This window comes from Streptomyces achromogenes subsp. achromogenes (assembly GCF_000720835.1).
GTDB lineage: Bacteria > Actinomycetota > Actinomycetes > Streptomycetales > Streptomycetaceae > Streptomyces > Streptomyces achromogenes.
In genome coordinates, this window is sequence record NZ_JODT01000005.1 from 19,779 (window position 1) to 33,090 (window position 13,312).

The following is a 13,312-nucleotide window of genomic DNA, read 5'->3' on the forward strand; positions in this document are numbered from 1 at the left end:
AGGCGTAGCATTGGCGCGTGGCTACGACCTATGAATTCCCCAGTGACCTCCTCGCCGGTCAGGAGGAGCTGCATCAGGTCCGGGCCGAGCTGTCGGCCCTGCTCAAGCGGTTGCCCTGGTCGGTCGAGCCGATGGACGGCTTCAGCGACGACAACGGCTGGCGCAAGGTGGAGCGGCCCGCGTCCCCCGGCTGGACGGAGGACGAGCAGGCCCAGGTGGAGAAGCTGCGGCGGCGCGAGCACGAGCTGGCGGTCTTCGTCAGCACCCACCGGTTCTGGACGGAGGTCCCGGCGGCGGACCGGATGGACGCCCGGACCTGCCTGAAGCACGCCCGCGAGGAGCAGGCGGAGGAATAGGGCGGGCCACGGGGCGCGACACAGGGACGGGGAAAGACGAACGGCCCCCCGGAGATCTCCGGGGGGCCGTATCCGTGGGCGCGGACGGTTTCGAACCGCCGACATCCTGCTTGTAAGGCAGGCGCTCTACCCCTGAGCTACGCACCCGGACAGGTCGACAGCCTACATTGCCCGGTGGGCCGCACCGCAAACAGACGGGAGCGTCACGTGCCCCGGGCGAACCGACCGGCCCGTGTGTTCGTCCTCACCGGGTGGGACAATGACACCACCCAGGGCGAATCACCACACGGGAGAGGCATGTGACGGCGACACCGGGCACGCCAGCGACACCGCCGTACCCGCCGCCGTCCCCCGGCCGCACCCGGCGTGGCCGCCGTGCCGTCCGGGACACCCTCGCCCTGCTCGGCCTGCCGGTGCTGGCCGCGCCGCTGCTGGCCGCCGCGTTCGCCGGCGGGGGCACCCGGCGCTGGTTCGGCGGGCGGGCCGAGAACCAGCGCGCGGAGGCCCAGGCCGCCAAGGACGCCGCCGCCGCGGCCTTCTACGAACTCGACACCGCCCAGCGGGACCTGCGGATCTCGGTCGAGACCGTAGCGGCGGCGGACGACTCCCCCGCCGCCCGCCGCGCCGTCGCGGACTTCGCGGCGCTCGGGCACCGCGTCGACGAGGCCAGCCGGCGCTACATCGAGGCCGTCGACGCCCACGACCTGGACCGGGACGCCCTGGAGGCCGGCCGGGCCACGCGGGCGCGCACCGAGCTGACCGCGGCCCGGGACGAACTGCTGCGGGTGCGGCGGGAGCTGGAGGAGTTCGGCCGCTCGCTCGGGCCGCTGCTGGACAAGGCGGAGACCCGGCTGGCCCGGCTGGCGCCCGCCGTCGAGCGGGCCCGGCAGTCGCTGCTGGCCGCGAGCGACGCCCTGGACGCCGTACGCGCGCGAAACCTGCGGGCCGACGACCTGGCCGCGCGGCTCGCCGCCCTGGCCCCGGAGCTGACCCGGCTGAACCAGGGCGCCGGGCGGCACGGGGTGGACGCCACGCTGGAGCGGGCCGAGCGGGTGCAGCGGGCGGCCGGGGCGATCCGGGCCGAGGCCGAGCGGCTGCCCGAGCGGGCGGCCGAGATCGACCACCGGCTGGTGTCCCTGCGCACCCGGGCGCAGGCGCTGACCACCCGGGCCGGACAGGTGGAGCCGGTCCTCAGCGAGCTGCGCCGCCGCTTCACCGCCGCCTGCTGGCAGGACCTCCAGCAGGTGCCCGCGCTGGCCGCCGAGAACGTACGGCAGGCCGAGCTGAGGCTCGCGGAGGCGCGGGCGGCGCGGGACGCCCAGCGGTGGGCGGACGCCACCGCGCTGCTGTCCACCGTCCGGGCGCTGCTGAACGCCACCGACGAGGCGGTGTCGGCCGCCGGCGACCGGCTGGCCCGGCTGAACGCCGTGCAGAAGGACCCGCAGGAGGAGATCGATCGGACCCGGTTCGCGATCCGGGACGCCCAGCGGCTGGCGATGGCGGGGCGCACGACACCCGACCCCCGGCACGCCCGCCCCCTGGACGACGCGGTGGCCCGGCTGGACCGGGCGATCGGCACCCTGGCCGAGCACCACCCGGACTACTGGCACTTCCTCGGCGAGACGGAGGCGGTCCGGCAGAGCGTGGCACGCGTGGTGGCCCTCATCCGCGAGGACCGCGGCGCCGGCCACTGAGCCACGCGGGGCGCCCAGGGGCGGCGGCGGGCGTGTTGCCGGGCCGCCGGGGCCGGTGGATATTGGGTAAACGGACGAAGGGCCTCCGCTAGCGCCCGAGGAGGCGGACATGGCCACACACGCGGTGCGTTCGAGGAACGCCCGGGAACGCCGGCGGATCCGGCTGGACGACCATCTGCCCGTGGACCACCGGCTCAACCGGGTCTACCGCGCCGGGGCGGGCCTGATCGGCGCGTTCCTGGTCGCCTTCGGCATTCTCGGCCTGCTGGACCAGATCGGGTTCTTCAGCACGGGCGGCAACCAGGTCGCCGGGCTGAACACCAACGGCGCGCTCAGCGTGCTGTCGATCTGCATCGGCGTGCTGCTGCTGGTGGGCGCGGCCGTCGGCGGGAACTTCGCGTCCACCCTGAACATGGTCCTGGGTGTGCTGTTCCTGCTGAACGGCTTCCTGTTCCTCGGCCTGCTGGAAACCCCGAACAACTTCCTGGCGTTCAAGATCCAGAACGTGTACTTCAGCTTCGTCGTGGGCCTGCTGCTGATGACCTTCGGCATGTACGGCCGGGTCGGGCACGCGCTGCCGCACGACAACCCGTACTGGCGGGCCCGCCACCCCGATCCCTCCCCGCACGAGGAGGGCGGCCGGCGGCAGGGCCCGCAGCAGGGACCGGATCAGGTCCGGTAGGCGTAGAACGCCGCGTTCGGGTACGACGCGACCAGGCTGGCCACCGACCGGTTGTAGGTGTTGGTCGAGTGGTACGTCACGTACGGCACGCCCCGGCGGTCCCGGGAGGTGACGATCATCGTGTGGTCCTTCGAACCGTCACGGTTGAAGTCCATCTGGATCACGTCGCCGAGATCCGCCTGGTAGACGTTGGCGAGGCTGGTGGCCCGCTTGGAGGACAGGGCGAACCAGGACCACTCGTTCACGCCGACGAAGGAGTCCGACTGGATCTCGGAGTTGCCGAACCACTTGTGGAAGTCGTACGTGTACCCGGGCACGTGCTTCCAGCCGCCCGCCTTCAGGGCCTGGCTGACGAAGTTGGTGCAGTCGCCGCCGGCACCCTGCCCGTTGAAGTCGGGGTAGTCCGGGTTGTACTTGCTCCAGTACTTCTGCGCGTAGGCGACCATGGCCTTGTAGTCGTAGCCGCTGGCGGAGAAGTTCTTCGCGTTGGCCCGGGCCGGCCAGGTGGTGGCGGCGCGGACCGCGCTCGGCGGACCGTCGTCCTCGGCCCCGGCCTGGGGCTTGGCGACCTCCGGCGTGGCGACCTGGTTCACGGCGAGGTAGCCGTCGTCGGTGTCACGGATGCCGGTGAGCCGCCAGTTGCCGTGCCGGTCGGCCGTGAAGGTCAGCTCGTGGTGGGCCTGGAAGCCGGTCGACTTCGGGCTCTTCGTGGTGGTCCTGCCGTAGGTCAGCGACGTCGTCTCGGTGACCGCGACCTTGGCCGTGCGGCCCTTCACCTGCGTCGCGTCGAGCCGGACCTGGGTGCTGCCCGCGCGGTACGTCTCCCCCAGTCGGGCGAGCCGGCCGCGGCGGTCGTGCAGCTGCTTCAGCGCCGACGTCTGCTCGCGCGTCTGTCCGCCGGACAGGCTCACGGAACCGGAGAAGCCGGCCGTGTGCCGGGTCTCCTTCGTCGCGGCGCCCTCCACCAGGGCCTGCGTGCGGTCGGTGAAGACCGCGTCGGCCAGCCGCTGGAAGGTCGCCTTGGTGGCGGCGTCCACCGTCGGGTCGTCGGTCACCGACGCGCCCGCGCTCCAGTTCGGCACCAGGGCCACACCGGCGACCACCGAGGCGGCCGCGGCGGTCACTATGGCCGTACGGCGCCGCCTACGGCTCAGTCTTCTGGATTTCAATGATGTTCCCCTCTGATCCGGTACACCTACCGGGAGAGGGGCATCTTCGCATGGCCGGTACGCCGGTTGTGAAGAGGGGCGCACAAGTGGAATCAGCCGTGCTGACCGGTTACTTGACGACCGCGTCCCAGTCCGGCGACTGGGCCGGGTCGAGGCCGCGCAGGGCGGCCAGGGTCTGCGGCTTCTGCACGTCGAGCCAGTCCGCCAGCTCCTTGAAGGAGACGCACTTGACGCCCTCCTTGGTGCACACGTTCTTGACCACCTGGTCGATGGCCTTCATGTAGATGCCGCCGTTCCAGTCCTCGAAGTGGTTGCCGATGAACAGCGGCGCCCGGCTGCCGTAGTAGACCCGGTTGAAGCCGGCCATGTACGAGTCGACGGTGCGCTTCTCCCACTCGGGGAACTTGGCCGGGTCGCCCTGGGTCTCGCCCTCGGACTGGTTGTAGAGGAAGTTGAAGTCCATGGACAGGCCCTGGTACTTGCCGTCCTCGTACGGCAGCATCTGGAGCGGGAAGTCCCAGATGCCGTTCTTCTTCGACGGCCATATCTGGAAGTCGCCCGGGGAGCTGGCGTCGTAGCGCCAGCCGTAGTCCTTGATGGCCTTCAGCAGGTTCGGCTGGCCCTCCAGGCAGGGCGCCCGGCCGCCGGTGACCTCCCGCTTGAAGTCGAAGGGCAGCGGCGGCAGATCGGTGAAGCCGGTGTTGGTCTTCCAGTGCTCCACGAACTCGAAGAACTGGTCGATCTCGCTCTTCCACTGTGCCACGCTCCAGTCGCCGCCGCCCTTGGCGCCGCAGAAGTGGCCGTTGAAGTGGGTGCCGATCTCGTTGCCGTCCTGGTACGCCTTGGCCAGTTCCCGCACGGTGGTGCGGATGTGGTCGTCGGTGGCGTAGTCGATCGCGGCGTCCCCCGGGGAGTGCAGGGGGCCCTGGTACTGCGCCTTCTTGCTCTTGGGCAGCAGGTAGATGCCGGTGAGGAAGAAGGTCATGTGCGCGTTGTACTCCTGCGCCAGCTCCCGGTAGTGCGAGAACAGGTGGTCGCCGCCCTCCAGCGCGCCGTCCCAGGAGAAGACCACGAACTGGGGCGGCTTCTCGCCGGGCTTGAGCGGCACCGGCTTCAACTGGCCCTTCTGCGGGCCGGTGTAGGAGGTCGAGCCGTCCCCCAGCACCTTGACCTTGCCGTCCCAGGTCGGCGACGGGCTGGGCTTGGGAGCGGCGGACGTCGGCGGCTTGCTGCCGGTCGCGGCGGCCGGTGTGCTGTCGCTGTCCGTGCCGGACAGCGCCAGGAACCCGGCCACCAGCGAGGCCGCGACGAGGAGCGCGGCCAGGGTCAGGACCTGGGGGCGGGTGGCGCGGGGCGCGCCGCGACGGCGGCGGGGGGCTCGACGGCGGCCTGACGACGACATCTTGCGGGGCATGCGCGGCTCATTCTGGGGAAGGGGCGGGTATACGGGGATTCCCTGCTCAGCCGAGGCCCGTCGCGGCCGACCAGAGGGCGTACGGGACGCTGTGGGCGGGCCCGGCCAGGCCCTGGAGCGGCAGTGGCTCCAGGGACTTGGCCAGGTCGATCCGGTAGACGACGATCGCGGTGGACACGGAGTCGGCCGTGCCGACGTACCAGGCGGCGGTGTCCTTGTCGGTGCCGCCGGCCTTCCCCGACACCCCGGACCGGCCGGCCGCCGCGTCGGGGTGGGCGGTGCGGAAGGAGTCGGCGAGCGCCTCGGTGACCTGCTCGGCCACCGTCGCGCCGACCGCCCGCTTCGGGCGCGGGGTGTTCAGCGCGACCGGGGCGCCGTTGCGGGTGATCCGGACCACCGAGTACGGCTCGGTGTGGTTGCCGCCGGCGGCGAAGGTGGCGTAGCCGTTCGCCATCCGGATCGCGCTGGGCGTGGAGGTGCCCAGCGACAGCCCGGGCACCTGGGGGCCCATGCTGGAGCGCAGCAGCCCGGAGGCCACGGCGGTGTCGCGCACCTTGTCCAGTCCGGTGTCCATGCCGAGCTGCATGAACGGGGTGTTCACCGACTTGGCGAGCGCCTCGCGCAGGGTGATCTTCCCGTACGACGTCCCGCCGTCGTTGTGCGCGGCGACCTTCTTGCCGCTGCGGTCCCAGTACGGCCCCTCGGGGGTGGTGACGGGCACGCCGTCGTCGCCGTCGTAGACGCTGTCCGGGCCGACGGGGGTGGCGGGGCCGCTGCGCGTCTTGTGCACACCGTGTTCGAGTCCGGCGGCGTAGACGAACGGCAGGAAGGCGGTGCCGGCCGGGACCGTGGTGGCGTTGGACTCGTTGTAGCCCTGCTTGCGGTGGTCCGGGCCGCCGTAGACGGCGAGGATCCTGCCGTCCGCGGCCACCGAGGCGGCGCCGTAGTGGCCGTCCCGCGCCGCCTTCGGGGTGTCGTCCCGCGCCTTCTCGCGGGCCTTGGTGACGGCGTCGGTGAGGGCCTTCTCCCGCTTGCGGTCGAAGGTGGTGTAGATCTGGTAGCCGCCCAGGTCGAACTGCTTGTCCGTCAGGTGCGCGGCCTTCTTGGCGTAACTCGACGCCAGCTCCACCAGGTAGTCGCTCTGCTCGCCGGTGTCGTACAGCGGGTTGGTCTTCAGCGGCTCGGGGAACGTCGTGTACTTGGCGCGCTCCTGCTTCGACAGCTTGCCGATCTTGACCATCCGGTCCAGGATCCAGGACCACCGCTCCACCGCCCGCGCGTGGTTGGCCTTGCCGAGCGTGGGGTCGTACAGACCGGCGCCCTTGAGCAGCGAGGCGAGCATCGCCGCCTCGGAGACGTCGAGCTTGTCGACGTCCTTGCCGTAGTAGGCCTGGGCGGCGCGCTGGATGCCGTAGGTGCCGCGGCCGAACCAGCTGGTGTTGAGATAACCCTCCAGGATCTCGTCCTTGCTCATCTTGTTGTCGAGCTTGAGGGCGATCATCGCCTCGGTGAATTTACGGCTGACCGTCTGGTTCTGAGTCAGGTAAACGTTTTTCACATACTGCTGGGTAATGGTGGATCCGCCCTCGGTGTCCCCCTCGCCCACCGTGCGGAACAGCGCCCGGCTGATGCCTTTGAGGGATATGCCCGGGTCCGAGTAGAAGCTCTCGTTCTCCGCCGCGAGCACCGCCCAGCGCACGTCCTGCGGGATGTCCTCCAGCGGCATCGCCTGCCGCTGCACCCAGCCCGTACGGGCCATGGGCGTGCCGTCGGACCAGAAGTAGACGTTGTCCTGCTGGGTGGCGTACGCGTTGATGTCGCTCGGTATGTCCGTCATCGCGTACGCGGTGACCAGGAAGGCGCCGAGCATGCCGAACGAGGCCAGGAGGCCGCCGATCCACTGGCGCCAGGAGGGTATCCAGCGGCGCCAGCCGGTGCGGCCGGGGCGCGGATAGACGGGCTTCAGGCGGCGCGCGTAGGGGGCTATCCGGCGCGCGTACGGGGCGAGCGGGCCGAGCAGGCGGCCGCCCCGGCGCTTGCGGTCGGCGGAGCGCGCGTCGCGTCGGCGGTCGGCCCGGCCGCCGGCCGGCGTGGGCTCCTTGGACGGGGCGGGCTGCCCGGACGGCGTGGGGGCACGCAGCTGCATCGTCTCGTCCGCCCGGAGGGCGTCGACTCTCAGATGCAGCGTCTCGTCGGCCGCGGGCGGCCTCCCGCCACGGCCACCCCCCACGGGGCCGTCCTCCCCCTGCGACGCATCGGTCACGCCTGCGTCTCCCTCCGCACTCGGTCTCGCTCGCGCGGGTGAGCTGAGCATCCTCGCCACGGCGTTCACAAATTATCAGTAACGTTTTCGAATGCCCCGCACATATGCCGCACAGATGGCAACACTCATGAAACATTGACCTGCCCCCGGCACCCCCGTGACGGCTAACCTGGGCCCATGCCTCGTTACGAGTACCGCTGCCGGAGCTGCGGCGACACGTTCGAACTCAACCGCCCGATGGCACAGTCCGCCGACCCCGCGACGTGCCCCGCGGGGCACGACGACACGGTGAAGCTTTTGTCCACGGTTGCCGTGGGCGGCGTCGCCGGCGCGCCTGCTCCGCGGGGCGGCGGGGGCGGCGGGTGCTGCGGTGGAGGGTGCTGCGGTTAGCCGAGCTCGGGACACCTGGCCGTTCTCAGGAACTCGCGCAGGATCCGCTCCCCCGCCAGCACCCCCCGTTCCGGCAGGGCGGTGACCCTAGGGGCCGTCCAGCCGGTGTCCGCCAGTTCTCCGTGGCCCGGGCGCCAGCCCCGGTCGGCCGCCAGGAGGAGGTCGGCGTCCAGGAGGGAGTCGCCGGCGGCCAGGGTCGATTCCGCGCCGGTGCGGCGGGCGAGCTCGCGGACGGCCGCGCTCTTGGTGAGCGGCTTGGGCACGGCGTAGATCTTGCGGCCCTGGAGCGAGACGGTCCAGCCGCGGTCCTCCGCCCACACCGCCAGTTCCTTCACCCAGTCCTCGGGCAGCAGCTCGCGCTCCACCACCAGGTAGGCGAACAGGTCCTCGGCGACCCGGTGCTTGCGCACCCACACCGGGTCGGCACAGCGCAGCAGATGCTCGCGGACCTCCGCCAGCGGCGCGCACTCGTCGGCGAGCCGGGCCAGCACGCGCGCGTGCCAGTCGGCGTCGGTGACCCCGTCGACCAGCAGATGGCCCCCGTTGGCGCAGATCGCGTACCGGGGCGGCGGGCCCGGCAGGTTGATGCGCTGGTACTGCTTGCGGGTCCGGGTCGTCGTCGGCACGAACACGGCCGCATCGCCGAGGTCCGCCAGCAGCCCGGCCGCCCTCTCCGTCATGAAGGACAGCGGCCTGGCCTCGTGCACCTCCACGCACAGCAGCCGGGGCGCCCGGGCGTCCGGCATGGTCAGCGCGAGGGCCGCCGAGGAGTAGATCAGCGTCCGGTCGAGGTCGCTCGCCACCAGCACCGGCATCAGACGTGCACCGCCTTTCCGTCGGCGCCCGTGGCACCGCGTGTGTACTTGGGGTGGATCAGCCCGACACAGCTGTAGGGCAGCTCGCCGACCTCCTCCACCGGCACGCCCCGCTGCTCGGCGAGCAGGCGTACGTGGTCCAGTTCGAGGCCGGCGCCCGCGCGGGCCAGGATCTTCCACGGCACCCGGCGCAGCAGTACCCGGGTGGTCTCGCCGACGCCCGGCTTGACGAGGTTCACGTCGTGGATGCCGTACTCCGCGCAGATCCGCTCGACCGCCCGCCAGCCCGCCCAGGTCGGGGTGCGGTCGGTGGCGAGCAGTTCCTTGACCGCGCCCGTCACGCTGCCGGCGACCTCCTCGAAGCGGGCGGAGACGGCGTCGAGGAAGGCCACGGAGACGTCCGCGCCCGCCAGTTCGCGGTAGAACTTCGCGCCGTGGTAGTCGTCCGGGCCGACCAGGTCCGCGCGCAGCACCGTGCGCGAGACCAGCCCGGACACGGTGGAGTTGAGGCAGGCGGAGGGGATGAGGAAGTCGTCCCGGGTGCCGTACGTGCGCACGCAGGAGCCGGGGTCGGCGAGGACGGCGATCTCCGGGTCGAAGCCGGTGACGCCCTCCTTCTCCTCGAACTCCGCCAGCGCCTGGGCCAGTTCCCGGGTGATGGCGCCCTTGCCGGTCCAGCCGTCCACGAAGACGACGTCCCGGGGGTCGTGGTGGGCGGCGAGCCAGCGCAGCGCGTTGGCGTCGATGCCCCGCCCGCGCACGATGGACACGGCGTAGTGCGGCAGGTCCAGCCCGTGCCGGAACCGCGCCCAGCGGCGCATCAGAATGCCCACCGGGGTGCCGGCGCGGGCCAGGGAGACCAGCACCGGGCGGGGGGAGCGCTCGCCGATCACCGTCTCGGTGACCACGCCCACCGCCTGCGCCAGCCGGGCCGCCGACGCCTTGAGGGCCGTGTGGAACAGCTCCTGGTAGCGCTCGCTGGGCTGGTACTCCACCGGCAGCGACTCGGCGTAGTGCGCGCCACCGCTCTGCACGGCCTCCTCGCGCTCCTCGGTCGGCGCCTCCAGCGCCACGTCGGACAGGTCCTGGAGCAGCCAGCCGACCTCGTCCGGCGCGTAGGAGGAGAACGCGGGACCGCGCAGGGGCTCGGGCAGCATGGCCGGCCTTTCGGGAACGTGCGGGACGTACGACGGTACGACCGCGAGCAGAACGTGCGGGACCTGTTCGGCGAGCCGGGCCGCCAGGCCGTCCGGCGCGTGCAGGGCGGGGGTGTCGGCGACGGAGTCGACCACGGCCACGACGGCGTCGAAGCCGCCGCCGGCCACGTTGTAGGCGTAGCGCTCGCCGGGTCCGTCCGCCGGGTCGTCGTGGGCGGGGAAGACCAGGCGGGTACGGATCGCGTAGCCCGGGTCGTCCACCGCGAGCACGGGCGAGCGGGTGGTGGTGGAGAACCGCACCTCGACGTCCGCGGCGCCCTCCAGCTCCCGCGCGAGCCGCAGCGGGGCGTACATCAGCTCCTCGGACCCGAGCACGAGCACCCGGCGCGCGCCGGCGGGCAGGGCGGCGCGTATCCGGCCGGCCATGGCGGGGAGCGCGGCTTCGAGCCGGGCGCGGTGGGCGGGGGTGAACCCGTGCCGGCCGCCGTCGGGGAGGCCGGGGGGCCAGTGCAGGTCGACCTTGACGACGTGGCCCGGCTGAGGCGCCCCGCGAGGGGCGCGGGGCGGGACATCGCGCGACTCCGCCTCGCATTCCGCGACCAGCCGCTGCCCCTTCTCCAGCACCCCCTCGGGCAGCTCCACGCCCCCGGAGGCGAGAGCGACCACATCCACCCGGGCCCCGATCTCCCCGGCGAATCGTTCCAGCCGAGCGGTGTCCTCGTCCGACCGCATGTCCACCAGCGCGACCACCACGTACCGCCCGCGCGGATACCGCGCGTGCAGGTCGCGGATGGTGTTCAGCACGGTGTTGCCGGTGGAGAACTCGTCGTCCACCAGCACCAGCGGCCCCCGTCCGGACAGCAGCCCCGGATCCTCGGGCAGCAGCAGATGCGACGTGGCGTGGGAGTGCGCCTCCTCGAACCCGCCCGCGGGGGCGACCCCGCGCACCGGCCGCCGCGTGGAGTGCAGGTACGGCACGCGGCCGAGCCCGTCCGCCACACAGTGCCCCAGCCCGGTCGCGGTCTCGGCGTACCCGAGGACGACCGCGTCCGCGGCCTCGGCGCCGAGCAGCGCGGCGACCCGCCGGCCCAGGTCCAGCCCGTGCTCGTGGACCACGGACGGCGACTGCGGGACGTGCTTGCCGAGGACGTGGGAGACGAGCAGGTGGGCCCGCTTGGGGTTGCGGCGCAGCGCGAGCCCGAGCAGGGCCGGCAGCCCGTCGTCGCCCACCAGCCGGACCCCGAGCCGCTCCGCGACCCAGCTGCCGGACCAGACCCCGTCGTTCACTGCGTTCTTCATGCGTTCCTTGGTGAGGTGGCGAAAGGTTCAGCCGGGTATGCCGGCGGCGAGCAGTTCCACGAAGCCGACGTCCTCGTGGGCGACACCGAACGCCTCGGCGCGCAGCAGGGTCCGCTCGGCCCAGGCGCGGTGCGGCTTCACCTCGTTCATCTTGTTCGTGTAGGCCGACCGCAGTACACCCCCGCCGCCGCGTTCCGGCCGCAGGATGTCCTGGGCGTCACTGAACTCCTCGTGACTGACCACGGAGAGCGCGTGCACGGGCAGGACGTGCGAGGGGTGGATGCAGGTCTTGCCGAGCAGACCGTTGGCCTGGTCCAGGGAGATCTCCCGCAGCAGCCCGTCCATGGCGTGGGCGATCAGCCGCTCGCGCAGCTCGGCGGCCTGCACCTGGAGGAAGGGGCTCTGCCGCAGCTGCGGCTTGAACATGCGCTCGGAGGCGCGGAAGTACTCCCAGACCGGGCCGGTGACGGTGAAGCCGGTGCCGTCGGCCCGGCCGAGCATGTTCACCACGTCCGCGATCACGGAGGCGACTATCTGGACGTCGTAGGCGGTCATGTCCGGAGCCCGGCGCAGACCGTAGGAGGAGCAGAAGTCGGTGACACCGAGGCGCAGGGCCAGCACCCGGTCGCGGTACTTGTCGACCGCGCGGAAGATGCCCTCCAGCGTCCCCATGCGCGACTCGCGGTACAGCAGCTCGGGCGACTCCAGGACCGGCATGGCGAACAGCCGCCGGCCGCCGGCGCCCTCCGCCGCCGTCAGGGCCTCCAGGAAGGGGATGCCGCGTTCCTCGGTGAACTTGGGCAGCACGAACCCGGACAGCAGGCGCCCGGCCGGTCCGAGGCGGCGGACCAGGTCCGGTATCTGCCCGGGGGTGCGCACCCGGATGAACAGCAGCGGCGGCTCGGCCCCGGGCCGGGCGGCGAGGTCGGCGAACTGCCGGACGAGGTTCTCCTCGCCCGCCACCACGTCCGCGTCGTCGATCGAGTCCTCCAGGCACAGCACCATCGAGACCACGCCCCGGCCCGCCTGCTTGACGATGTCGTCCGCGAGCCGGGGCCGGGTCGCCGGGCTGTAGAGCGTGGCGCCCAGGGCCGCGGAGAGCAGCCTGGCCGGGGAGTCGGCGGTGAACGCGCACGGCTCCTGGTGGAAGAGGCGCTTTCGCACCTCGGGGGCAATGTGCCCGAAATGACGCATAGGACTCCCTTTGGACTCCGGCCAAACCTCTGGGTTCGGTAAAGGGTGGCCGGTAATAGTACGTAGGGACCCATGGCGGAGGTTCCCGACGGGCATGAATTTCCGGTAACTCCCCCGTGTCGGCACCACGGCCCCCGCATTGTCGTGACCAGGACCGAGAGGGCAGGATGACCGCATGACGCACGCCATGCTGAAGGGGTCGAACGTCCCGCTGGAGGCCACCACGGTACGCGCCGTGCTGCGCTGGACACCCGGGCAGGGCGTCCCGGACGTGGATGTGTCGGCGCTGCTGCTCGGACCCGACGGCCGGGTGCGCTCCGACGAGGACTTCGTCTTCTACAACCAGCCCCGGCACCCCTCGGGGAAGGTCTGGCGGCTGGGCAAGAAGCGGGTCGCCGAGGGACTGACCGACGCGATCCGGACAGATCTGACGGGGGTCGAGCCGGGCATCTCGCGGATACTGCTGGTCGCCTCCGCCGACGGGGTCTCCTTCGACCAGGTGCCGGCGCTGTGCATCCTGCTGTACGACGCCTCGGCCGCCGACGCCGAGCCGCTGGCCCGGTTCGACATCAAGCCGGAGACCGGGTCCGAGACGGCGCTGATCTGCGGCGAGCTGTACCGGCGCGGGGAGGCTTGGAAGTTCCGGGCGCTGGGCGAGGGCTACTCCAACGGGCTGAAGGGGCTCGCGACGGACTTCGGCATCTCGGTGGACGAGTCCGAGGCGGCGGGCGAGGAGCCGCCGACGTCCGCCCTGCCGTTGCCTCCGGAGGTGCCGGCGTACGGGTATCCGCAGCCGGTGCCGGTGCCGGCGGCTTCGGCGGGGGACGGGTACTTCCGGATGCCGCCTCAGGGGCCTCAGTTCATCGGGCGGTAGGCGGC

The 13,312-nt window shown here is 72.1% G+C and carries 11 protein-coding genes and 1 tRNA gene; 5 read left to right on the forward strand and 7 right to left on the reverse strand.

Annotation, left to right across the window (positions count from 1 at the left end):
• Positions 1-17: 17 nt before the first annotated feature.
• A complete protein-coding gene (locus IH25_RS0106475; RefSeq protein ID WP_030604441.1) occupies positions 18-356 on the forward strand; it encodes a hypothetical protein in 339 nt (112 codons plus the stop codon).
• A 75-nt stretch (positions 357-431) separates the two neighbouring features.
• Here the strand turns inward: IH25_RS0106475 and IH25_RS0106480 are convergent.
• Positions 432-503: transfer RNA gene (locus IH25_RS0106480), tRNA-Val, on the reverse strand.
• Between the two features lie 152 nt (positions 504-655).
• Here IH25_RS0106480 and IH25_RS0106485 point away from each other — a divergent pair.
• Positions 656-2,050, forward strand: coding sequence for a hypothetical protein (locus IH25_RS0106485; RefSeq protein ID WP_030604444.1), 1,395 nt, complete (start codon positions 656-658; stop codon positions 2,048-2,050).
• 109 nt (positions 2,051-2,159) lie between these two features.
• On the forward strand, positions 2,160-2,732 hold the full coding sequence (locus IH25_RS0106490; RefSeq protein WP_037654472.1) for a DUF4383 domain-containing protein: 573 nt from the start codon (positions 2,160-2,162) through the stop codon (positions 2,730-2,732).
• On the opposite strand, the gene IH25_RS0106495 is transcribed toward IH25_RS0106490, so the two are convergent.
• The 3 genes from IH25_RS0106495 to IH25_RS0106505 all read right to left on the reverse strand — a co-directional run bounded on the left by IH25_RS0106495 (position 2,720) and on the right by IH25_RS0106505 (position 7,629).
• Positions 2,720-3,823 carry an amidase domain-containing protein gene (locus tag IH25_RS0106495; protein ID WP_037654500.1) on the reverse strand — a complete coding sequence of 368 codons (1,104 nt, stop codon included), beginning with the start codon at positions 3,821-3,823 and terminating at the stop codon, positions 2,720-2,722. The genes IH25_RS0106490 and IH25_RS0106495 overlap by 13 nt on opposite strands.
• A gap of 187 nt (positions 3,824-4,010) precedes the next feature.
• On the reverse strand, positions 4,011-5,315 hold the full coding sequence (locus tag IH25_RS0106500; protein WP_030604454.1) for a polysaccharide deacetylase family protein: 1,305 nt from the start codon (positions 5,313-5,315) through the stop codon (positions 4,011-4,013).
• Between the two features lie 46 nt (positions 5,316-5,361).
• Positions 5,362-7,629: a transglycosylase domain-containing protein gene (locus IH25_RS0106505; RefSeq protein ID WP_394298418.1), complete on the reverse strand. Its 2,268-nt coding sequence runs from the start codon at positions 7,627-7,629 to the stop codon at positions 5,362-5,364.
• Positions 7,630-7,755: 126 nt separating this feature from the next.
• Between IH25_RS0106505 and IH25_RS39105 the strand changes: the two genes are divergently transcribed.
• Positions 7,756-7,968, forward strand: a complete 213-nt coding sequence (locus IH25_RS39105) for an FmdB family zinc ribbon protein (RefSeq protein WP_037654476.1) — start codon at positions 7,756-7,758, stop codon at positions 7,966-7,968.
• Here IH25_RS39105 and IH25_RS0106510 read toward each other — a convergent pair.
• From IH25_RS0106510 to IH25_RS0106520, 3 genes are read right to left on the reverse strand one after another with little or no spacing between them, the layout of a single operon-like run.
• Positions 7,965-8,783, reverse strand: coding sequence for an HAD family hydrolase (locus tag IH25_RS0106510; RefSeq protein ID WP_030604459.1), 819 nt, complete (start codon positions 8,781-8,783; stop codon positions 7,965-7,967). The two genes, IH25_RS39105 and IH25_RS0106510, sit on opposite strands and share 4 nt — an antisense overlap.
• The gene (locus IH25_RS0106515; protein ID WP_030604463.1) at positions 8,783-11,239 is read right to left on the reverse strand and encodes a phosphoribosyltransferase; all 2,457 of its coding nucleotides are present in this window, start codon (positions 11,237-11,239) and stop codon (positions 8,783-8,785) included. Before IH25_RS0106515 ends, IH25_RS0106510 begins: the two co-directional genes overlap by 1 nt.
• A gap of 27 nt (positions 11,240-11,266) precedes the next feature.
• Positions 11,267-12,433 (reverse strand): HpcH/HpaI aldolase/citrate lyase family protein, encoded by a 1,167-nt coding sequence (locus IH25_RS0106520; protein ID WP_030604474.1) that lies wholly within the window; start codon positions 12,431-12,433, stop codon positions 11,267-11,269.
• A gap of 175 nt (positions 12,434-12,608) precedes the next feature.
• Here IH25_RS0106520 and IH25_RS0106525 point away from each other — a divergent pair, with 175 nt between their 5' ends.
• Positions 12,609-13,307 (forward strand): TerD family protein, encoded by a 699-nt coding sequence (locus IH25_RS0106525; RefSeq protein WP_030604477.1) that lies wholly within the window; start codon positions 12,609-12,611, stop codon positions 13,305-13,307.
• Positions 13,308-13,312: the final 5 nt, after the last annotated feature.

What these genes read in the sequence shown, in the direction of transcription:
- IH25_RS0106490 (WP_037654472.1), top strand. Translation starts at nt 2,160, where the DNA reads ATGGCCACACACGCGGTGCGTTCGAGGAACGCCCGGGAACGCCGGCGG.
- IH25_RS0106500 (WP_030604454.1), bottom strand. Translation starts at nt 5,315, where the DNA reads ATGCCCCGCAAGATGTCGTCGTCAGGCCGCCGTCGAGCCCCCCGCCGC.
- IH25_RS0106505 (WP_394298418.1), bottom strand. Translation starts at nt 7,629, where the DNA reads ATGCTCAGCTCACCCGCGCGAGCGAGACCGAGTGCGGAGGGAGACGCA.
- IH25_RS39105 (WP_037654476.1), top strand. Translation starts at nt 7,756, where the DNA reads ATGCCTCGTTACGAGTACCGCTGCCGGAGCTGCGGCGACACGTTCGAA.
- IH25_RS0106510 (WP_030604459.1), bottom strand. Translation starts at nt 8,783, where the DNA reads ATGCCGGTGCTGGTGGCGAGCGACCTCGACCGGACGCTGATCTACTCC.
- IH25_RS0106515 (WP_030604463.1), bottom strand. Translation starts at nt 11,239, where the DNA reads ATGAAGAACGCAGTGAACGACGGGGTCTGGTCCGGCAGCTGGGTCGCG.
- IH25_RS0106520 (WP_030604474.1), bottom strand. Translation starts at nt 12,433, where the DNA reads ATGCGTCATTTCGGGCACATTGCCCCCGAGGTGCGAAAGCGCCTCTTC.
- IH25_RS0106525 (WP_030604477.1), top strand. Translation starts at nt 12,609, where the DNA reads ATGACGCACGCCATGCTGAAGGGGTCGAACGTCCCGCTGGAGGCCACC.